Here is a 19,587-nt window from a genome sequence, read left to right as displayed (position 1 = left end):
CTCAGCCCAGCAACGAGATGTCAGCGACACCCAGGAACAGGCCACGCAGACGCGCCAGCAGCGCGTAGCGGTTGGCACGCACGCTGGCATCCTCGGCATTAACCATCACGGCTTCGAAGAACGCGTCAACCGGCTCACGAAGGGCTGCCAGACGCGCGAGGGTTTCGCTGTACTGGCGCGCTGCAGCCATTGGCTGAACATCCTGATCCGCTTGCTTGATCGCCGAATACAGCGAGAACTCGTTAGCGTTATCGAAGTACTTGGGCTCGACGGTCTGAGCGATATTGCCTTCAGCTTTGCTCAACAGATTCGATACGCGCTTGTTCACAGCGGCCAACGCTGCCGCTTCCGGCAGTTTGCGGAACGCCTGAACGGCTTGAACACGCTGATCGAAATCCAGCGCCGAGCCTGGTTGCAGGGCACGAACCGACAGATAAACCGCCACTTCGACGCCTTCGTCTTCGTAACGCGCACGCAGGCGGTCGAAGATGAACTCCAGTACCTGTTCGGACAGACCGGCAGCTTTGACCTTGGCGCCGAACTGACTTACTGCAAACTTCACAGTCTCGATCAAATCCAGGTCCAGTTGCTTCTCGATCAGAATGCGCAGTATGCCCAGCGCGGCACGACGCAATGCGTACGGGTCTTTACTGCCGGTTGGCAGCATGCCGATGCCGAAGATGCCGACCAGTGTGTCCAGCTTGTCAGCGATGGCCACTGCCGAACCGGTCAATGTCGTTGGCAGTTCAGCGCCAGCACCGCGCGGCATGTACTGCTCGTTCAGCGCCAGGGCTACGTCGTCAGTCTCGCCGTCAGCCTTGGCGTAGTAATAACCGGCGATACCCTGCATTTCAGGGAATTCACCGACCATCTCGGTGGCCAGGTCGCACTTGGACAACAGACCGGCACGGGCCGCGCGTTGAGCATCGCCACCGATGCGCGGGGCGATGAATGCAGCAAGTTTGGATACACGTTCAGCCTTGTCGAAAACACTGCCCAGTTGAGCCTGGAACACGACGTTCTGCAAACGCTGGTTGAAGGTTTCCAGCTTCTGCTTCTTGTCCTGCTTGAAGAAGAACTCGGCGTCAGTCAGACGTGGGCGAACCACTTTCTCGTTACCCAGTACGATCTGCTGCGGGTCTTTGCTTTCGATGTTGGCCACGGTGATGAAGCGCGGCAGCAACTTGCCCTCAGCGTCCAGCAGGCAGAAATACTTCTGGTTGTCCTGCATGGTGGTGATCAGTGCTTCTTGCGGCACTTCCAGGAAGCGCTCTTCAAACGAGCACACCAGTGGAACCGGCCACTCGACCAGCGAAGTCACTTCGTCCAGCAGGCTCGGCGGCACAATGGCAGTGCCTTCGTGCTGGGTTGCGAGTTCGTCGACGCGTTTGGTGATCAGTTGACGACGTTCGTTGAAGTCAGCCAATACATACGCGTTGCGCAAGTCGCTCAGGTAGCTGGCAGGTGAAGTGATGCGTACGCTTTCCGGATGGTGGAAGCGATGACCGCGGGAGTCACGGCCAGCAGTCTGAGCCAGGATTGTGCAGTCGATGACTTGGTCGCCGAACAGCATGACCAGCCACTGGGTTGGACGCACGAACTCTTCCTTGCGAGCGCCCCAGCGCATGCGCTTGGGAATCGGCAGGTCGTTCAGGGAGTCTTCAACGATGGTCGGCAGCAGGCTCGCGGTTGGCTTGCCAGCAATGCTCTGGCTGTAGCGCAGCTTGGGACCGCTCTGGTCGATTTCGCTCAGATCTACGCCGCACTTCTTGGCAAAACCCAGGGCTGCCTGAGTCGGGTTGCCTTCAGCATCGAAAGCCGCCTGACGCGGAGGACCGTCAAGGTTGATGCTGCGATCAGGCTGTTGCGTCGAGAGACCCGTGATCAATACAGCCAGACGACGCGGTGCGCCATAAACCTGCTTGGCGCTGTAAGTCAGGCCAGCAGATTGCAGGCCTTTTTCGATACCAGCCAGGAAGGCGTCAGCCAAAGTGTTGAGTGCTTTTGGCGGCAGCTCTTCGGTGCCCAGTTCAACCAGGAAATCTTGAGCACTCATTGTTGCGCCTCCAGCTTAGCCAGCACTTCATCACGTAAATCAGGTGGAGCCATTGGGAAGCCCAGCTTGGCGCGTGCCATCAGATAAGCCTGGGCAACCGAACGAGCCAGAGTACGAACACGCAGGATGTACTGCTGACGAGCAGTTACCGAAATAGCGCGGCGGGCGTCCAGCAGGTTGAAGGTGTGGGATGCCTTCAGGACCATTTCGTAACTTGGCAGCGGCAGTGGCTGATCCAGTTCGATCAGGCGCTTGGCTTCGCTCTCGTAAAAGTCGAACAGTTCGAACAGCTTGTCGACGTTGGCGTGCTCGAAGTTGTAGGTCGATTGCTCCACTTCGTTCTGGTGGAATACATCGCCGTAAGTCACGCGGCCGAATGGACCGTCGGCCCAGACAAGGTCATAGACGGAGTCGACGTTCTGCAGGTACATCGCCAGACGTTCCAGACCGTAGGTGATCTCACCGGTTACCGGGTAGCACTCTATGCCGCCCGCCTGCTGGAAGTAAGTGAACTGCGACACTTCCATGCCGTTGAGCCAGATTTCCCAGCCCAGACCCCAGGCGCCGAGAGTCGGCGATTCCCAGTTGTCTTCAACGAAACGAACGTCATGGACCAATGGGTCCAGACCAACGTGCTTCAGCGAGCCCAGATACAGCTCCTGGAAGTTGTCCGGGTTCGGCTTGAGGACTACCTGAAACTGGTAGTAGTGCTGCAGGCGGTTCGGGTTTTCACCGTATCGGCCGTCAGTAGGACGGCGGCTTGGTTGCACGTAGGCTGCGTTCCAGGTTTCCGGGCCTACGGCGCGCAGAAACGTGGCAGTGTGGAAAGTGCCGGCGCCTACTTCCATATCGTAGGGCTGAAGTACCACACAACCTTGCTCGGCCCAGTATTGCTGGAGGGCGAGGATCAAGTCTTGGAAGGTACGCACGGCTGGCGTAGGCTGGCTCACGAAATTCACCTGTACTGGGGCTGCGATTTAAAGAGCGGGAGTATACCCGATTCAGCAGCACCTCCACCCTTGGAAGCCCTATGCCACGCTGCTATTGGTGCAACGAAGAGCCGATTTACATCGATTATCACGATCAGGAGTGGGGCGTGCCGTTGCGCGATGCGCAGAAGCTCTTCGAGTTGCTTTTGCTCGAAGGGTTCCAGGCCGGTCTGTCATGGATCACCGTTTTGAAAAAGCGTGCGCGTTACCGGGAGGTCATGTTCGATTTTGATGTGCATCGAGTCGCCGCCATGACTGACGATGAAATCGAGGTCCTGATGCAGGAGCCGGGCATCATTCGCAATCGTCTCAAGCTCAATGCCGCCCGGCGCAATGCGCAGGCCTGGCTGAAGCTGGACAACCCTGTCGAATTTCTCTGGTCGTTCGTTGGCGGTGAACAGAAGGTCAACCATCGCAAGGACCGCAGCGAAGTCCCGGCCATCACGCCCGAGGCCGAGGCCATGAGCAAAGCGCTGAAGAAAGCAGGCTTTACCTTTGTTGGCCCGACCATCTGTTACGCCTACATGCAATCGAGCGGCATGGTCATGGACCACACCGTGGACTGTGATCGATACGCGGTTTTGGCTCGCTGATGGGTACAATGGCCGCCTTGAGTTTTGGGGAGTGATCTGTGGAAAAGTTTAAAGGTGCCCTCATGGTGGGTGCATTGCGACTGTTTGCCTTGTTGCCCTGGCGCGTTGTGCAGTGGGCCGGTGCGGGTATCGGCTGGCTGATGTGGAAACTGCCGAACCGCTCTCGTGAGGTAGCGCGCATCAACCTGGCCAAATGCTTTCCGGAAATGGACCCTGCCGAGCGCGAGCGTCTCGTCGGTCGTAGCTTGATGGACATCGGCAAGACCCTTACCGAAAGCGCCTGCGCCTGGATCTGGCCTGCTCAGAAGTCAATCGATCTGGTGCGCGAAGTGGAAGGCCTCGACGTGCTCAAGGATGCCTTGGCGTCCGGCAAGGGAGTCGTTGGCATTACCAGTCACCTCGGCAACTGGGAAGTGTTGAACCACTTCTACTGCAGCCAGTGCAAACCGATCATTTTCTATCGCCCGCCCAAACTCAAAGCGGTCGATGACCTGCTGCGCAAACAGCGCGTGCAACTGGGTAACCGCGTTGCGGCGTCCACCAAGGAAGGCATCCTCAGCGTCATCAAGGAAGTGCGCAAAGGCGGCTCGGTGGGTATTCCTGCTGATCCTGAGCCGGCTGAATCGGCAGGCATATTCGTGCCGTTTTTCGCCACTACAGCCCTGACTAGCAAGTTTGTGCCCAACATGCTGGCCGGTGGTAAAGCAGTCGGCGTGTTCCTGCATGCCATGCGCCTGCCGGACGGCTCGGGTTATAAAGTGGTTCTGGAGGCTGCACCTGAAGCCATGTACAGCACCGACACCGCAACCTCGGCAGCAGCCATGAGCCAGGTGGTGGAGAAATATGTACGGGCCTATCCGAGCCAATACATGTGGACCATGAAGCGCTTCAAGAAACGCCCTGCCGGAGAGGCTCGCTGGTATTGAGTTGAATTGGCCTTTGTAGGAGCTGCCGAAGGCTGCGAATGCGGTGTGTCATGAAACACGCTTCGCAGCCTTCGGCAGCTCCTACAAGGAAACCACGTACCCGCTTAAAAAAAGCTCAACCCCACCTGAAACAACCGCTCCACATCGCGGATGTACTTTTTATCCACAAGGAACATGATCACGTGGTCACCGGTTTCGATCACAGTGGCGTCGTGGGCGATGAGTACTTCGTCGGCCCGAATGATGGCTCCGATCGTGGTGCCCGACGGCAGAGCGATGTCTTTGATGGCCTTGCCGATCACCTTGCTGGACTTGGTATCGCCGTGAGCAACCACCTCAATGGCCTCGGCTGCACCGCGACGCAGTGAGTGCACGCTGACGATATCGCCGCGTCGCACGTGGGCCAGCAAGGTGCCGATGGTTGCCAGTTGCGGGCTGACCGCGATATCGATTTCGCCGCCCTGCACCAAATCCACATAGGCCGGGTTGTTGATGATGGTCATCACCTTGCGCGCGCCCATGCGCTTGGCCAGCAACGACGACATGATGTTGGCTTCGTCGTCGTTGGTCAGGGCCAGGAAGAGGTCGGTGTTGGCGATGTTCTCTTCAAGCAACAGATCGCGATCCGAAGCGCTGCCCTGCAGCACGACAGTGCTGTTCAGCGACTCGGACAGGTGTCGGCAGCGCGCCGGGTTCATCTCGATGATCTTGACCTGATAACGGCTTTCGATGGCTTCCGCCAGCCGCTCACCGATATGCCCGCCGCCCGCGATGACAATGCGTTTGTAGTTCTCGTCCAGGCGGCGCATCTCACTCATGACCGCTCGAATGTCCGCCTTGGCGGCGATGAAGAACACTTCATCGTCCGCTTCGATGACAGTATCGCCTTGCGGCAGGATTGGCCGGTCACGTCGGAAGATGGCCGCCACACGCATGTCGACATTGGGCATGTGTTCACGCAACTGGCGCAGTTGCTGACCGACCAGCGGGCCGCCGTAATAGGCCTTCACCGCCACCAGCTGTGCTTTGCCGCCTGCGAAGTCGATGACTTGCAGCGAGCCTGGGTATTCGATCAGGCGCTTGATGTAGTTGGTAACGACCTGTTCCGGGCTGATCAGCACGTCGACGGGGATGGCATCGTTGTCGAACAGGCCTGCGCGTGTCAGATAAGCCGCTTCCCGAACACGGGCGATCTTGGTCGGAGTGTGGAATAGCGTGTAGGCCACCTGGCAGGCAACCATGTTGGTTTCGTCGCTGTTGGTGACCGCCACCAGCATGTCAGCGTCGTCGGCACCGGCCTGACGGAGTACGGTCGGGAACGAGCCACGGCCCTGCACCGTACGGATATCCAGACGATCGCCCAGATCACGCAGCCGGTCGCCATCGGTGTCGACCACGGTAATGTCGTTGGCTTCGCTGGCGAGGTGTTCAGCCAGCGTCCCGCCAACCTGCCCTGCGCCGAGGATGATGATTTTCAATCAGTTGCTCCTTGAAGCGGCATAAGCAAATCTATGGAATTGCGTAAAAACCTGTGTGAGCCGGGCTTGGTCTGGGCGGCATTCCGACGATAAAGGCGCTACGGTCTTTCTTCAAATATGCGCCATCGTTCATCGCGGGCAAGCCCAGCTCCCACAAGAGTTTGCATTGAATTTGAGTATCGCGAATCAAGCAGCGATCTTGATCAGTTTGGCGTAATAGAACCCATCATGCCCGCCTTCCTGCGCGAGCAGTTGGCGACCGTGTGGCTGCTTGAGGCCCGATGGTTGCTGGCCGAGCTGACCGGCAATGTCCAGTTCACGTGCACCGGATGTCCGCGCGAGGAACGCCTCGATGACTTCGGTGTTCTCCATGGGCAGCGTCGAGCACGTGGCGTAAAGCAGAATGCCGCCGACTTGCAGGGTTGGCCAAAGGGCATCGAGCAACTCGCCTTGCAGGGTTGCCAAGGCCGGGATGTCATCGGCCTGTCGGGTCAGCTTGATGTCGGGATGACGACGGATCACGCCAGTTGCCGAGCAGGGTGCATCGAGCAGGATGCGCTGAAACGGCTTGCCGTCCCACCATTGCGCGGTTTCCCGGGCATCGGCGGCGATCAGTTCGGCGCTCAGGCCCAGGCGCTCAAGGTTTTCGCGCACCCGCACTAGCCGCTTGGCTTCCAGATCCACCGCCACTACGCCTGCCAATGCAGGCTGGACTTCCATCAAGTGACAGGTTTTGCCACCAGGTGCGCAACAGGCGTCCAGTACACGTTGGCCTGGCGCCAATTCCAGCAGATCGGCAGCCAGTTGCGCGGCTTCGTCCTGAACGCTGATCCAGCCTTCGGCAAAGCCCGGCAGGCTGCGCACATCGCAAGGTTCGGTCAGCAGGATACCGTCCTGACTGAACGTACAGCCGACTGCTTCAATGCCGGCTTTGGCCAGCAGTTCGAGGTATTGATCGCGGCTGTTGTGCCGCCGATTGACCCGTAGAATCATCGGCGGATGCGCGTTGTTGGCGGCGCAGATGGCTTCCCATTGCTCCGGCCATGCGGCTTTCAAGGCTTTTTGCAGCCAGCGAGGGTGCGACGTGCGCACCACCGGATCATGTTCCAGCTCGGCCAACAACGCTTCGCTTTCACGCTGTGCACGGCGCAGCACGGCGTTGAGTAGCGCCTTGGCCCATGGCTTTTTCAGTTTGTCGGCGCAGCCCACGGTTTCGCCGATAGCCGCGTGAGCCGGTATCCGCGAATACAGAAGTTGATACAAACCCACCAGCAGCAACGCTTCGACGTCGGCATCAGCGGCCTTGAAAGGCTTTTGCAACAGTTTTGCCGCCAGCGCAGAAAGACGTGGTTGCCAGCGGGCTGTACCAAACGCCAGATCCTGAGTCAGGCCGCGATCACGGACTTCAACCTTGTCCATCTGCGTCGGGAGCGAACTGTTGAGCGAAGCTTTGCCGCTGAGCACAGCGGCCAGTGCCTTGGCGGCGGCCAGACGCGGGTTCATTGCGCAGCCACCTGTTGGCCCAGCACGGTGCCGATGGCGAATTTCTCGCGACGGCTGTTGAACAGGTCGGTGAAATTAAGTGGCTTGCCGCCTGGCAATTGCAGGCGAGTCAAACGCAGCGCGCCCTGGCCACAGGCGACTATCAGGCCGTCCCTGCTCGCCTCCAGAATAGTGCCCGGCTCGCCCTGCCCTTCAGCGAGGCTGGCGGCGAGGACTTTCAGGGCTTCGCCGTTCAGCGTGCTGTGGCAGATCGGCCATGGATTGAAAGCACGAACCAGACGCTCCAGCTCGTCAGCCGGACGGCTCCAGTCGATGCGTGCTTCGTCCTTGTTGAGCTTGTGAGCGTAGGTGGCGAGGCTGTCATCCTGCACTTCGCCGACGAGCGAGCCGTCGGCCAGACCGGCAATCGCTTGCAACACAGCAGGCGGACCAAGTTCGGCAAGGCGATCATGCAGCGTGCCACCGGTGTCTTCAGGGGTGATTGGGGTTACGGCTTTGAGCAGCATCGGCCCGGTGTCCAGGCCCAGCTCCATGCGCATCACGGTCACACCGCTTTCGGCATCGCCTGCCTCTACAGCGCGCTGGATCGGCGCGGCACCGCGCCAGCGTGGCAGCAGCGATGCGTGGCTGTTGATGCAGCCCAGACGCGGAATATCCAGCACCACTTGTGGCAGGATCAGACCGTAAGCGACCACCACCAGCAAATCAGGCTTAAGCGCAGCCAGTTCGGCCTGAGCCGCGGCATCGCGCAGGGTTGGCGGTTGCAGCACCGGAATATCGTGTTGCACAGCCAGTTGCTTGACCGGGCTCGGCATCAGCTTTTGTCCACGACCCGCCGGGCGATCAGGCTGGGTGTAGACCGCGATGATCTGGTGAGGGCTGTCGAGCAAGGCCTTGAGGTGTTCAGCGGCAAACTCTGGTGTGCCGGCGAAGACGATGCGCAGTGGCTCAGTCATGGGCTTCTCGTTGGGAAAGGGCATTTTGAACTGTAGGAGCTGCCGAAGGCTGCGATAAGGTTGGAACAACCTTCAGCAACAATGGCCTTGGCGACCGGTTCCCGGTCGTTCGCAGCCTGCGGCAGCTCCTACAGTCAGGTAGGAATCAAGCGTTCTGCTTGTGCAGTTTTTCGAGCTTTTTCTTGATCCGGTCGCGCTTGAGGTTGGACAGGTAATCGACGAACAGCTTGCCGTTCAGGTGATCGCACTCATGCTGGATACACACAGCAAGCAGGCCTTCAGCGATTTCTTCGTAAGCCTTGCCGTCACGATCCAGCGCTTTGATACGGACCTTTTGCGGGCGATCTACGTTTTCATAGAAGCCCGGAACGGAAAGGCAGCCTTCCTGATACTGATCCATTTCATCGGTCAGCATTTCGATCTCGGGGTTGATGAAAACCCGAGGCTCGCTGCGGTCTTCGCTGAGGTCCATGACCACTACACGCTTATGGACGTTGACCTGGGTTGCAGCCAGCCCGATACCTGGCGCCTCATACATGGTTTCAAACATGTCATCGACCAACTGACGAATGTCGGCGTCTACTACGGCCACCGGCTTGGCGATGGTGCGCAGGCGCGAATCGGGAAACTCGAGGATGTTTAGAATAGCCATATACGTAAGAGCTGCACTTGTAGGGTAAAGTCAAAATCGGCTGCTAGGCTTTGGACGTCCAAGCGGGGCAACCATTTTCACACCGAGCCGGATAGGACTCTATGTTCACGCGAAGCAACATGATAAAGGGATTCACTGCATGAGGAAATCACTACTCGCCCTGCTGCTGTTGGCCGCGACCGGTCTTGTGCAGGCGCAAGTGCAACTCAGGGAAGGCCATCCGCAGCGTTACACAGTGGTTGCCGGTGACACGCTTTGGGACATTTCAGGAAAATTCCTCAGCGAGCCCTGGAAATGGCAGGAGATCTGGCGTGCCAATCCGCAGGTCCACGACCCTGATCTGATCTATCCCGGTGATACTTTGTCGTTGAGTTATGTCGACGGTCAGCCACGGGTAACCCTCAATCGTGGTGAGTCGCGCGGCACCGTCAAACTCTCGCCCCGGGTGCGCAGCACGCCTATGGTCGAAGCAGTGCCAAGCATTCCTTTGGGGGCAATCAATGCCTTCTTGCTCAGCAACCGCATTGTGGATGCCCCTGAGCAGTTCGACACAGCGCCTTACATCGTGGCCGGTAATGCCGAGCGTGTGCTAAGCGGCATTGGTGACCGTATTTATGCGCGTGGCGAGGTGGATCCTGCTCATTCGGTGTATGGCATCTTCCGTCAGGGCAAAACCTATATCGATCCGGTGACTCAGGAAGTGCTGGGTATCAACGCGGATGAGATTGGCGGTGGTGAGATTGTGGCGTCCGAAGGCGATGTCTCCACGCTGATGCTGCAACGCTCCAATCAGGAAGTACGGGTGGGCGATCGTCTGTTTGCCAGCGAAGAACGCCCGATCAACTCCAGCTTCTTGCCCAGCGAGCCGCGTAGCAACATCAACGGCCTGATTATCGACGTCCCTCGGGGCGTGAACCAGGTGGGTGTGATGGATGTTGTGACGGTGGACCGTGGCAGGCGCGATGGCCTGACAGAAGGTAACGTGCTGGCGATCTACAAGACCGGGGAAACTGTCCGGGATCGCATCACCGGTGAACAAGTCAAAATTCCTGACGAGCGCTCCGGGCTGCTGATGATTTTCCGCACGTACGAAAAACTCAGCTACGGGCTGGTTCTTAACGCCAATCGATCCTTGGAAGTGTTGGACAAGGTCAGAAACCCTTAGCCTCATGTTGCAGAATTAATACAGATTTTTGTCCTCCACACCCCAGTTATCAAATTGTTGTTAACAGACTTATCCACAGGATTGGCCACCTTTTAAGGTGCGCCATAGATCAAGGAAGATCTCATGCCACTGTTTGAAAAAGCTGCGCCTTCGCCTGCAGAACAGGAAGCGCGACTGCGCCTGCATAGGTTGCCCGAGGTAGGCCCCAAACGATTTTTCAAGTTAATCAGTGCTTTCGGCAGCGCTTCTGCTGCCCTCGGTGCGCCAGCCAGTGCCTGGCGCTCACTGGGCTTGCCGGCGGCCAGTGCCGAGGCCCGACGCGATCCGGATGTTCGCGACGGTGCTAGCGCAGCGTTGGCATGGTTAGAGCTTCCGGACCAGCATTTGCTGATGTGGGACGACCCTCACTACCCGGCATTGCTAGCGGAAATTCCTGATCCTCCCCCTCTTCTGTTTGTAGCGGGCAACCTCACTATTCTGGACCGACCACAGCTGGGTATGGTCGGCAGCCGCCGTGCTTCGCGTCCGGGAATGGACACTGCCGCCGCTTTTTCCAAAAGTCTCGCCAGTGCCGGTTTTGTCATTACCAGCGGTTTGGCACTGGGCATTGATGGTGCAGCGCATCAGGCTGCCCTGGATGTTGGAGGCTCTACAATCGGCGTGTTGGGCACGGGTATCGAAAAACTTTATCCACAGCGTCATCGGTCGCTGGCAGCACGGATGATCGCTGAAGGCAGTGCCGTCGTTTCCGAGTTCCCTCTGGATGCTGGGCCCAGCGCCAGCAACTTTCCTCGACGCAACAGAATCATCAGTGGTTTATCCCTTGGAGTGCTGGTAGTCGAAGCCAGTGTCGCCAGCGGTTCTCTGATCACCGCGCGGCTCGCTGCCGAACAAGGCCGCGAGGTCTTTGCCATCCCGGGTTCGATTCACCATCCCGGTGCACGTGGCTGTCATCAGTTGATCAGGGATGGAGCAGTGCTGGTTGAGACGGTGCATCACATTCTTGAAGCATTACGTGGCTGGCAAGTCGTCGCTCCAACTGAAGCGGTGCGGACATCCGACGTCGTTATTGATCATCCATTGCTGGTGCTGCTGCACGCTGCACCCCATACCAGTGAAGCCCTGGCGCACTCCAGCGGGTGGGCCTTGCCAAAGGTACTCGCTGCGCTGACCGACCTGGAACTGGACGGCCGTGTTACCTGTGAGGCGGGACGATGGTTTGCGCGCGCGGCCTGAGGTTAAACTGCCGACAATGTTTTAGCGGAGAGTGAAAATGGTCAGCAGTTGGCGTGTGCAGCAAGCCGCCCGAGAGATTCGCGCCGGTGCGGTCATTGCCTACCCGACCGAGGCGGTATGGGGGCTGGGTTGTGATCCTTGGGATGAAGAAGCGGTTTACCGCCTGCTGGCGATCAAGTCGCGGCCTGTGGAAAAAGGGCTGATTCTGATCGCTGACAACATTCATCAGTTTGACTTCCTTTTCGAAGATTTTCCTGAGCTGTGGCTGGATCGCATGGCCAGCACCTGGCCCGGTCCCAATACCTGGCTTGTGCCCCATCAGAACCTCTTGCCGCAGTGGGTGACCGGTATCCATGAAACCGTGGCATTGAGGGTCAGTGATCACTCTGTAGTGCGAGAACTCTGTGCTTTGGTCGGGCCATTGATTTCCACCTCAGCCAACCCTGCTGGTCGCCCCGCCGCGCGAAGCCGGCTGCGGGTCGAGCAGTATTTTCGAGGGCAGATTGATTCTGTGCTGAGTGGCAGTCTGGGTGGCCGTCGCAATCCTAGTGTGATTCGCGATATAGCGACCGCAGAGGTTGTTCGGGCGGGGTAAATTCGGTCCCAGGGGTTGAACATGATCTCGGGCTCATGATGGACCTGTGGGACCGAATTTATTCGGGAAGGCGGTGTTTCAGCCGACATATAAGTGGCGGATCTACCTGCCCTTTCGCGAATGAATTCGCTCCCACAGGGAATTTAGCTAGCAGGCCCTCAAAGAATCTCCCTCGGGTGTTTGCATTTCCAATCAAGGAATCAAGATAGTTGAGCCGGTGGTGCGGCGGCCCGACAGTTCGGTCTGCGCTTTGCCCGCATCTTTGAGGGCAAATTGCTGAATGTTATCCACCTTGATCTTGCCGCTGGCGAGCATGTTGAACAGTTCGTCAGCCATGCTTTGCAGGTTCTGTGGGGTGTTGGCGTAGCTGCCCAGGGTTGGGCGCGTGACGTACAGCGAACCTTTACTGGCCAGAATCCCCAGGTTCACGCCTGCTACTGGCCCCGATGCATTCCCGAAGCTGACCAACAGGCCACGCGGTGCAACGCAATCGAGTGAAGTGGTCCAGGTATCCTGGCCCACGCCGTCATAGACCACCGGGCATTTCTGCCCGTCGGTCAGTTCCAGTACGCGCTTGGCTACGTCTTCCTTGCTGTAATCAATCACTTCCCATGCACCCAGTGCTTTGGCGTGAGCGGCTTTCTCGGCGGAACTGACAGTGCCGATCAGCTTCGCGCCCAGCGCCTTGGCCCATTGGGTGGCGAGCGAGCCCACACCACCGGCTGCGGCATGGAACAGGATCGTTTCACCCGGCTTCACGACGTAGGTCTGACGCAGCAAATACTGCACGGTCAAACCCTTGAGCATGACGGCGGCAGCTTGTTCGAAACTGATCTTTTCCGGAAGATGCACCAGATTGGCTTCCGGCAAGGTATGCAGCTCGCTGTAGCTGCCAAGCGGACCGGTGCCGTAGGCTACGCGGTCGCCGACTTTGAAACGGCTGACTTCGCTGCCTATCGCATCAACGATCCCCGCGCCTTCATTACCCAGACCCGACGGGAAGGACGGCACCGGATACAGGCCGCTACGGAAGTAGGTTTCAATGAAATTCAGGCCGATGGCCTTATTGCGCACACGTACCTGTTGCGGGCCAGGCTGGGCTGGTTCGAAGTCCACATACTCAAGAACTTCCGGGCCGCCGGTTGTGCTGAACTGGATACGCTTTGCCATTTTGTTCTCTCCATGATCATCGAAACAGGAATGTGAAAGCGCTCTATCGGACTCCTTCGTTTGCGCTTCGTCAACTGCGGTCGATTGGTCGCGGGTGGTATGCTATGCGCCAATTTCGCTGCGCCCGTTGAAGTCCGGGTGCCCAGCCGTTTGAAGTCAGTTTAAGAGGTCGCCATGTCTTCTAGCCGCACTGAGGCCGTCAAAGCCTATCTGCTCGATCTGCAAGACCGCATCTGTACTGCCCTGGAACAGGAAGACGGCGATGCCACTTTCGTCGAGGACGCCTGGACTCGCCCTGCTGGCGGTGGTGGCCGTACCCGTGTGGTAGAGAATGGCGCAGTGATCGAGAAAGGCGGCGTCAACTTCTCTCACGTGTTCGGCACCAGCCTGCCGCCGTCAGCGAGTGCCCATCGGCCTGAGCTGGCCGGACGTGGATTCGAGGCGCTGGGTGTTTCGCTGGTGATCCATCCGCACAATCCGCATGTGCCGACTTCTCACGCCAACGTGCGGTTCTTCATTGCTGAAAAAGAAGGTGAAGAACCTGTCTGGTGGTTCGGCGGCGGCTTCGACCTGACGCCTTATTACGGCGTCGAAGAAGACTGTGTGCATTGGCACCGGGTTGCCGAGCAAGCGTGCGCGCCGTTTGGTGCTGACGTGTATCCACGCTACAAGGCGTGGTGTGACAGCTACTTCCACCTCAAGCATCGAAATGAGCCACGCGGCGTCGGCGGCTTGTTTTTTGATGATTTGAACCAGTGGGATTTCGATACCAGCTTTGCTTTCATCCGCGCTATCGGCGATGCCTTCATCAACGCTTATCTGCCTATCGTGCGCCGCCGAAAGGCCGACGCTTATACCGCGCAGCAGCGTGAGTTTCAGGAATTCCGTCGTGGTCGCTATGTGGAATTCAATCTGGTCTACGACCGCGGCACGTTGTTTGGTCTGCAATCAGGTGGTCGCACCGAATCGATCCTGATGTCACTGCCGCCGCAAGTCCGCTGGGGTTACGACTGGAAAGCGGTGCCAGGCAGTGAAGAAGCGCGCCTGACCGAGTACTTCCTGCAGGATCGGGATTGGTTGGCGTTGGGTTGACAATTATTTAGCGGTGAGCGAGGTCTCGGTAGGAGCGAACTTGTTCGCGAGGCGTTGTGCCAGATACATCGCCTCGCGAACAAGTTCGCTCCTACCGAGGCCGAGTCTGAAATTAAACAGGAACCCCAATGGACCACTACGCCGTCTTCGGCAACCCCATCGGCCACAGCAAGTCACCGCTGATTCATGGCCTGTTCGCCGAACAAACAGGTCAGCAGCTGGACTACCGCACGGCGCTGGCGCCGCTGGATGACTTCACGACATTCGCTAAAGCTTTCTTCCACGAAGGCCGTGGCGCCAATGTGACAGTGCCGTTCAAAGAGCAGGCTTATCGCATGGTCGACAGCCTGACTGAGCGCGCCCGGCGTGCAGGCGCGGTCAACACGTTGAGCAAGCTGGCTGACGGCACTTTGCTCGGCGATAACACCGACGGTGCTGGCCTGGTGCGCGATCTGACGGTCAATCAAGGCCTCAGCCTTGGCGGTAAGCGTATTTTGCTGCTCGGCGCTGGCGGCGCTGTGCGGGGAGCCCTGGAGCCGTTGTTGGCCGAGCGTCCTGCGGTTCTGGTCGTTGCTAATCGCACGGTGGAAAAAGCCGAACTGCTGGCCCAGCAGTTTGCTGATCTTGGGCCCGTGTTCCCCAGCGGCTTCGATTGGCTGGAAGAGTCCGTGGACGTAATCATCAACGCCACCTCCGCAAGCCTGAGCGGAGAACTGCCGCCGATTTTGCCAAGCCTGATCGAACCCGGTAAAACCTTCTGCTACGACATGATGTACGGCAGCGAGCCTACAGCCTTCTGTCGTTGGGCCGCTGAGCATGGCGCAGCGCAGTCGGTGGATGGCTTGGGCATGCTGGTCGAGCAAGCCGCCGAGGCATTCCTGCTGTGGCGCGGTGTGCGTCCGGATTCTGCTCCAGTGCTCGCGGAATTACGTCGGCAGCTCGCTGCTTAATCCTCGAATAGAATCGGGCACTTCTCTGCCCCTTCCAGCTTGCGCAACTCATCGATCACCTGCGGCCTGGCCCGACGTAACGTCAGGGTCCGCTCGTGTTTGTTCAGGCGTCGGGCTTCCTGATGGAGCATCTCGACGCCTGAGTAATCGATAAAGTTGATGTGCTGCGCCTCAATGACCACATGCTTGCCTTCCGTGCGCTGAAGTCTTGTTTGCAGGTAATGGCTGGCGCCGAAAAATATCGAGCCGCCGACCCGCATGATGTCTTCGTCGCCGTCGCGCCACTGCTGCACGCTCGGTTGCGAGGTACGCTTGAGGTAAAAGAACAGCGACGCCAGCACCCCCGCGTAAATAGCGGTTTGCAGCTCCAGCAGCAGAGTTGCGATGCACGTCAGGGCCATGACCAGAAACTCCGAGCGGCTGACCCGGTACAAGGCGCTGATGCCACGTCGGTCCACCAGACCCCAGCAGATCAAAAGAATCGAAGCGGCCATTGCCGGGATAGGAATATGCGCAATCAACGAAGCCCCGGCGACGGCGAACAGCGCGACCCACAGGGCGGAAAATATACCAGCCAGTGGCGACCTGGCACCCGCTTCAAAGCTCAGTGCCGAACGGGTAAACGAACCGGCTGACAAAAAACCCGAAAACAGACTGCCGACCATATTCGACAGACCCTGAGCGCGGACCTCCTGATTGGCGTCGATCAATTGCTGAGAGCGGGTGGACAGCGAACGGGAAATCGACAGGCTGTTGACCAGCCCCAGCATGCCCACCGCCACTGCGGATGGCAGCAGTTTGAGGATCAGTTCCGGATCCAGTGGTAGCGGGCTCAACGGTGGCAGATGCCCGACAAAGGCTGAAACGACGCGCACATGGCCGAACATCGAAGGCCAGAGCCAGACCAACAGGCTGGACGCGATCAGGGTGATCAGTAGCGTTGGCCAGCGTGGTACCAGCAGCTTCAAGCCAATACCCAGTGCCAGGGTCAGCAGACCCAAAACCAACGAGGCTTTATCCAGTTCGCCCCGATGCTCAAGCACTGCAACCAGGCTTTTCAGGGCCGTGGTCTGGCTGGGCAAATCGATACCGATCAGGTTAGGCATCTGTCCCAGGGCGATGACTACTGCGGCACCCAGCGTAAATCCGAGTACGACCGAATGGGAGACGAAATTGACCAGCGCGCCAAAGCGAACCATACCGAGCAACAACTGGAACAGCCCGGCAATGAACGTCAGCAACAGGATCAGGGTGATGTAATCCTGACTGGCCGGGATCGCTAGCGGGCTGATGCTGGCGTAGAGCACAACGGAAATAGCCGCCGTCGGGCCGCAGATAAGGTGCCACGAGGAGCCCCACAAACAGGCGATCATGACTGGCACGATAGCAGCGTAAAGACCGTATTCGGCTGGCAGCCCGGCAATCAGGGCGTAAGCAATGGACTGCGGCAGTGCCAGAATCGCCCCGCTCAAACCGACCACCGCATCACGCCCTACCGTGGCACGGGTCTGTCGGGGTAGCCAGGCAAGGAAAGGCAGAAATTTATGGCGATTGAGCCAACCCATGAAACGCTCTTTGAAGGATTGCGGAGGGGTAAGGGTGAGGTGTCAGGCAGTTAGGTGCAAGGCTGTGTACCTGTAGGAGCTGCCGAAGGCTGCGAAAGCAATATTCCTGACATATCGCTTCGCAGCCTTCGGCAGCTCCTACAGGTTCCTATGCTTAGGCTTTTAAAGCTTCGCTTTCACCGCCGCCAGCGCATCTTTGTCATCAATGGTCTTCACGCCATCGAGCCATTTATCCAGCACGGCCGGGTTGGCCTTGATCCAGGTTTTGACTGCCGCGGCATTGGTGACTTTGTTATTGGTGACATCAGCCATGATGCTGTTCTCCATGTCCTGAGTGAACGTCAGGTTGGTCAACAGTTTGCCTACGTTCGGGCAAGCCTCGGCGTAGCCTTTGCGGGTCAGGGTATGCACGGTACCGGTGTCGCCGAAGTATTTTTCGCCGCCTTTGAGGTAGTGCATTCCTTTGACCTGCACGTTCATCGGGTGCGGCGTCCAGCCGAGAAACACCACGAACTGGTCTTTTTTCACCCGGCGATTCACTTCAGCCAGCATCGCCTGTTCGCTGGACTCCACCAGCTTCCAGCCTCCCAGGTCGAATTCGTTCTTCTTGATGATCTCCTGAATCGACAGATTGGCTGGGGCGCCGGAGCCGATCCCGTAAACCTTCTTCTCGAACTTGTCGGCGAATTTGTTCAAGTCGGCAAAATCATGCACGCCTGCGTTGTAGACATAATCCGGTACCGCCAGGGTGAACTCGGTACCGTCAAGATTCTTCGCCAGTTGAGTAACATCACCTGTGGCTACGAACTTGTCGTAAAAGCCCTGCTGCGCAGGCATCCAGTTACCCAGGAAGACGTCCAGCTTGCCATCCTTGAGGCCGCCGTAAGCAATCGGTACCGCCAACGTGTCTACCTTCGGCTTGTAGCCCATGCCGTCCAGCAGAAAGCTGGTAATCGCATTGGTTGCGGCAATATCACTCCAGCCCGGATCGGCCAGTTTCACTGTGCTGCAACTCTGCTCGGCCGCCTGTACTGCAAGGCTGCTCAACGCCATAACCCCGATCACAAGTGTTTTGGATAACGTCTTCATTAACTTCCCCTAGTTTTTTGATTTTTTGGCAGGGTCAAGGTTGTGGATAACGTGCCTTGCGCTCCAGATCGTCCAGATCAATGTGGTTGCGCATGTACTGCTGACTGGCGTCTACCAGCGGCTGGTGATCCCAACTCTTCAGCTTGCCGAGTGCCAGCGATTCAGCGACGAAGCGCCTTCTGCGCTGGCTGGCGAGCACCTGGTGGTGTATCGCCGGTATATCCCACTTGGCCCGTGCTTCAGCCAGGAATTCAGTAAACAGTTGCTGGTGAGTGTCCGACTGGCTCAGCTCTTCCAGCTCCTGTGGATCGTTATGGACATCGAATAGCAGGCATGGGTCCTGCTCCGAGTAAATGAATTTGTACGCGCCGCGCCGAATCATCATCAACGGGCTGTTAGTGCCCTCGGCCATGTACTCGCCAAACACTTCGTCATGACCGCCCTCGCCCAGCAGGTGCGGCATCAGTGATTGACCGTCCAGTGGCAGGCCATCTACCAGCTCGCCTTCTGCCATGGCGACAAATGTTGGCAGCAAATCAGCCGTGGAAACTGCGGCACCAACACGTCCTGCCTTGTAATGGCCTGGCGCATAAACCAGCAGCGGTACGCGCGCTGCCATTTCAAACCAGTGCATTTTGTACCAGAGCCCACGTTCGCCCAGCATGTCGCCATGATCGCCGGAGAACACAATGATGGTGTCGTCCGCCAAGCCGATGTCTTCCAGCGTCTGCATCAGCTTGCCAACGTTGTTGTCGATGTAGCTGCAAGCGCCGAAGTACGCGCGCCGTGCATCGCGGATTTTCTCCTCGGGCAGTGGCTTGTCCCACAGATCATAGACCTTCATCAGACGTTGAGAGTGCGGATCCTGGTCGGCCTGATCTGGCTGGTACTGCGGCAGGGGAATGTCATCATCGCTGTACAGATCCCAGAATGGTTTCGGGATGGTGTACGGATCGTGCGGGTGGGTCATGGAAACCGTCAGGCAGAACGGTTGATCGCCGTCGTTGCGCACGTGATCGAACAGGTATTGCTGGGCTTTGAAGACCACTTCTTCATCGAAGTCCAGTTGGTTGGTGCGCACGCATGGGCCCGCTTGAAGCACCGATGCCATGTTGTGATACCAGGTCGGACGCACATCTGGCGCGTCCCAATTGACGGACCAGCCATAGTCGGCTGGATAGATATCACTGGTTAGGCGTTCTTCGTAGCCATGCAACTGGTCAGGCCCGCAGAAGTGCATCTTGCCCGACAGCGCAGTCTTGTAACCCAGGCGCCGCAGGTAATGAGCGTAAGTCGGGATGTCGGCGGGAAATTCTGCGGCGTTGTCATAGGCGCCGATCTTGCTGGGCAATTGACCACTCACCAGCGTGAAGCGCGACGGCGCGCAAAGTGGACTGTTGCAGTAGGCGGCATCGAAAACCACGCCTTCAGCGGCGAGGCGGCTCAAATGAGGCATCTTGATGGGAGATGAGGCGTAGAACGGCAACATCGGCGCGGCCATTTGATCGGCCATGATGAAAAGAATATTTTTGCGCTTCATGTATTTCGCGGCATCCCATAGTGAATATTTAT

17 protein-coding genes are annotated in these 19,587 nt (G+C 58.2%); 7 read left to right on the top strand and 10 right to left on the bottom strand.

Features of this window, described 5'->3' with window-relative positions; genetic code table 11:
- Nucleotide 1: 1 nt before the first annotated feature.
- Both glyS and glyQ read right to left on the bottom strand, forming a co-directional pair.
- Nucleotides 2-2,056, bottom strand: a complete 2,055-nt coding sequence (gene glyS / locus AUC61_RS04615; RefSeq protein WP_243244670.1) for a glycine--tRNA ligase subunit beta — start codon at nt 2,054-2,056, stop codon at nt 2-4.
- A complete protein-coding gene (gene glyQ, locus AUC61_RS04610) occupies nt 2,053-3,006 on the bottom strand; it encodes a glycine--tRNA ligase subunit alpha (RefSeq protein ID WP_020292021.1) in 954 nt (317 codons plus the stop codon). Before glyQ ends, glyS begins: the two co-directional genes overlap by 4 nt.
- An 80-nt stretch (nt 3,007-3,086) precedes the next feature.
- On the opposite strand from glyQ, the gene AUC61_RS04605 reads away from it, so the two are divergent.
- Entirely contained in the window at nt 3,087-3,638 is a 552-nt protein-coding gene (locus tag AUC61_RS04605) for a DNA-3-methyladenine glycosylase I (protein WP_243244668.1), read from the top strand.
- A 38-nt stretch (nt 3,639-3,676) separates the two neighbouring features.
- Entirely contained in the window at nt 3,677-4,564 is an 888-nt protein-coding gene (locus AUC61_RS04600) for a lysophospholipid acyltransferase (protein WP_243244666.1), read from the top strand.
- Nucleotides 4,565-4,668: 104 nt separating this feature from the next.
- Here AUC61_RS04600 and trkA read toward each other — a convergent pair whose 3' ends face one another.
- The 4 genes from trkA to def form a co-directional block, all read right to left on the bottom strand.
- Nucleotides 4,669-6,042, bottom strand: coding sequence for a Trk system potassium transporter TrkA (gene trkA, locus AUC61_RS04595; RefSeq protein ID WP_243244665.1), 1,374 nt, complete (start codon nt 6,040-6,042; stop codon nt 4,669-4,671).
- A 186-nt stretch (nt 6,043-6,228) separates the two neighbouring features.
- Nucleotides 6,229-7,545, bottom strand: a complete 1,317-nt coding sequence (gene rsmB, locus AUC61_RS04590) for a 16S rRNA (cytosine(967)-C(5))-methyltransferase RsmB (RefSeq protein WP_243244664.1) — start codon at nt 7,543-7,545, stop codon at nt 6,229-6,231.
- Complete coding sequence (gene fmt / locus AUC61_RS04585) at nt 7,542-8,501, bottom strand: methionyl-tRNA formyltransferase (RefSeq protein WP_243244662.1); 960 nt, start codon at nt 8,499-8,501, stop codon at nt 7,542-7,544. The genes rsmB and fmt overlap by 4 nt, the downstream gene beginning before the upstream one ends.
- A gap of 145 nt (nt 8,502-8,646) precedes the next feature.
- Nucleotides 8,647-9,153 carry a peptide deformylase gene (gene def / locus AUC61_RS04580; protein WP_027901565.1) on the bottom strand — a complete coding sequence of 169 codons (507 nt, stop codon included), beginning with the start codon at nt 9,151-9,153 and terminating at the stop codon, nt 8,647-8,649.
- 139 nt (nt 9,154-9,292) lie between these two features.
- On the opposite strand from def, the gene AUC61_RS04575 reads away from it, so the two are divergent.
- The 3 genes from AUC61_RS04575 (at nt 9,293) to tsaC (ending at nt 12,149) form a co-directional block, all read left to right on the top strand.
- Nucleotides 9,293-10,318, top strand: coding sequence for a LysM peptidoglycan-binding domain-containing protein (locus AUC61_RS04575; RefSeq protein WP_243244661.1), 1,026 nt, complete (start codon nt 9,293-9,295; stop codon nt 10,316-10,318).
- Nucleotides 10,319-10,441: 123 nt separating this feature from the next.
- Entirely contained in the window at nt 10,442-11,554 is a 1,113-nt protein-coding gene (dprA, locus tag AUC61_RS04570) for a DNA-processing protein DprA (RefSeq protein WP_243244660.1), read from the top strand.
- Between the two features lie 37 nt (nt 11,555-11,591).
- The gene (tsaC, locus tag AUC61_RS04565) at nt 11,592-12,149 is read left to right on the top strand and encodes an L-threonylcarbamoyladenylate synthase type 1 TsaC (protein WP_243244658.1); all 558 of its coding nucleotides are present in this window, start codon (nt 11,592-11,594) and stop codon (nt 12,147-12,149) included.
- Nucleotides 12,150-12,341: 192 nt separating this feature from the next.
- Here tsaC and AUC61_RS04560 read toward each other — a convergent pair whose 3' ends face one another.
- Nucleotides 12,342-13,319 (bottom strand): NADPH:quinone reductase, encoded by a 978-nt coding sequence (locus AUC61_RS04560; RefSeq protein WP_243244657.1) that lies wholly within the window; start codon nt 13,317-13,319, stop codon nt 12,342-12,344.
- A gap of 174 nt (nt 13,320-13,493) precedes the next feature.
- On the opposite strand from AUC61_RS04560, the gene hemF reads away from it, so the two are divergent.
- Both hemF and aroE read left to right on the top strand, forming a co-directional pair.
- Entirely contained in the window at nt 13,494-14,411 is a 918-nt protein-coding gene (hemF, locus tag AUC61_RS04555; RefSeq protein WP_243244655.1) for an oxygen-dependent coproporphyrinogen oxidase, read from the top strand.
- Nucleotides 14,412-14,539: 128 nt separating this feature from the next.
- Nucleotides 14,540-15,361: a shikimate dehydrogenase gene (aroE, locus tag AUC61_RS04550; protein ID WP_243244654.1), complete on the top strand. Its 822-nt coding sequence runs from the start codon at nt 14,540-14,542 to the stop codon at nt 15,359-15,361.
- Here aroE and AUC61_RS04545 read toward each other — a convergent pair.
- The 3 genes from AUC61_RS04545 to betC form a co-directional block, all read right to left on the bottom strand.
- Complete coding sequence (locus tag AUC61_RS04545) at nt 15,358-16,926, bottom strand: SulP family inorganic anion transporter (RefSeq protein WP_243244653.1); 1,569 nt, start codon at nt 16,924-16,926, stop codon at nt 15,358-15,360. The two genes, aroE and AUC61_RS04545, sit on opposite strands and share 4 nt — an antisense overlap.
- 162 nt (nt 16,927-17,088) lie before the next feature.
- Nucleotides 17,089-18,015: a choline ABC transporter substrate-binding protein gene (gene choX / locus AUC61_RS04540; RefSeq protein WP_243244652.1), complete on the bottom strand. Its 927-nt coding sequence runs from the start codon at nt 18,013-18,015 to the stop codon at nt 17,089-17,091.
- Between the two features lie 34 nt (nt 18,016-18,049).
- On the bottom strand, nt 18,050-19,555 hold the full coding sequence (betC, locus tag AUC61_RS04535; RefSeq protein ID WP_243244651.1) for a choline-sulfatase: 1,506 nt from the start codon (nt 19,553-19,555) through the stop codon (nt 18,050-18,052).
- Between the last annotated feature and the right edge of the window lie 32 nt (nt 19,556-19,587).

It is taken from the genome of Pseudomonas maioricensis (genome assembly GCF_022790535.1).
GTDB classification, from domain to species: Bacteria; Pseudomonadota; Gammaproteobacteria; order Pseudomonadales; family Pseudomonadaceae; genus Aquipseudomonas; species Aquipseudomonas maioricensis.
Note: the sequence above shows the minus strand (reverse complement) of the source record. Positions and strands in the feature narration are given on the sequence as shown.

What these genes read in the sequence shown, in the direction of transcription:
- glyS (WP_243244670.1), bottom strand. Translation starts at nt 2,056, where the DNA reads ATGAGTGCTCAAGATTTCCTGGTTGAACTGGGCACCGAAGAGCTGCCG.
- AUC61_RS04605 (WP_243244668.1), top strand. Translation starts at nt 3,087, where the DNA reads ATGCCACGCTGCTATTGGTGCAACGAAGAGCCGATTTACATCGATTAT.
- rsmB (WP_243244664.1), bottom strand. Translation starts at nt 7,545, where the DNA reads ATGAACCCGCGTCTGGCCGCCGCCAAGGCACTGGCCGCTGTGCTCAGC.
- fmt (WP_243244662.1), bottom strand. Translation starts at nt 8,501, where the DNA reads ATGACTGAGCCACTGCGCATCGTCTTCGCCGGCACACCAGAGTTTGCC.
- def (WP_027901565.1), bottom strand. Translation starts at nt 9,153, where the DNA reads ATGGCTATTCTAAACATCCTCGAGTTTCCCGATTCGCGCCTGCGCACC.
- AUC61_RS04575 (WP_243244661.1), top strand. Translation starts at nt 9,293, where the DNA reads ATGAGGAAATCACTACTCGCCCTGCTGCTGTTGGCCGCGACCGGTCTT.
- dprA (WP_243244660.1), top strand. Translation starts at nt 10,442, where the DNA reads ATGCCACTGTTTGAAAAAGCTGCGCCTTCGCCTGCAGAACAGGAAGCG.
- tsaC (WP_243244658.1), top strand. Translation starts at nt 11,592, where the DNA reads ATGGTCAGCAGTTGGCGTGTGCAGCAAGCCGCCCGAGAGATTCGCGCC.
- AUC61_RS04560 (WP_243244657.1), bottom strand. Translation starts at nt 13,319, where the DNA reads ATGGCAAAGCGTATCCAGTTCAGCACAACCGGCGGCCCGGAAGTTCTT.
- hemF (WP_243244655.1), top strand. Translation starts at nt 13,494, where the DNA reads ATGTCTTCTAGCCGCACTGAGGCCGTCAAAGCCTATCTGCTCGATCTG.
- aroE (WP_243244654.1), top strand. Translation starts at nt 14,540, where the DNA reads ATGGACCACTACGCCGTCTTCGGCAACCCCATCGGCCACAGCAAGTCA.
- AUC61_RS04545 (WP_243244653.1), bottom strand. Translation starts at nt 16,926, where the DNA reads ATGGGTTGGCTCAATCGCCATAAATTTCTGCCTTTCCTTGCCTGGCTA.
- choX (WP_243244652.1), bottom strand. Translation starts at nt 18,015, where the DNA reads ATGAAGACGTTATCCAAAACACTTGTGATCGGGGTTATGGCGTTGAGC.
- betC (WP_243244651.1), bottom strand. Translation starts at nt 19,555, where the DNA reads ATGAAGCGCAAAAATATTCTTTTCATCATGGCCGATCAAATGGCCGCG.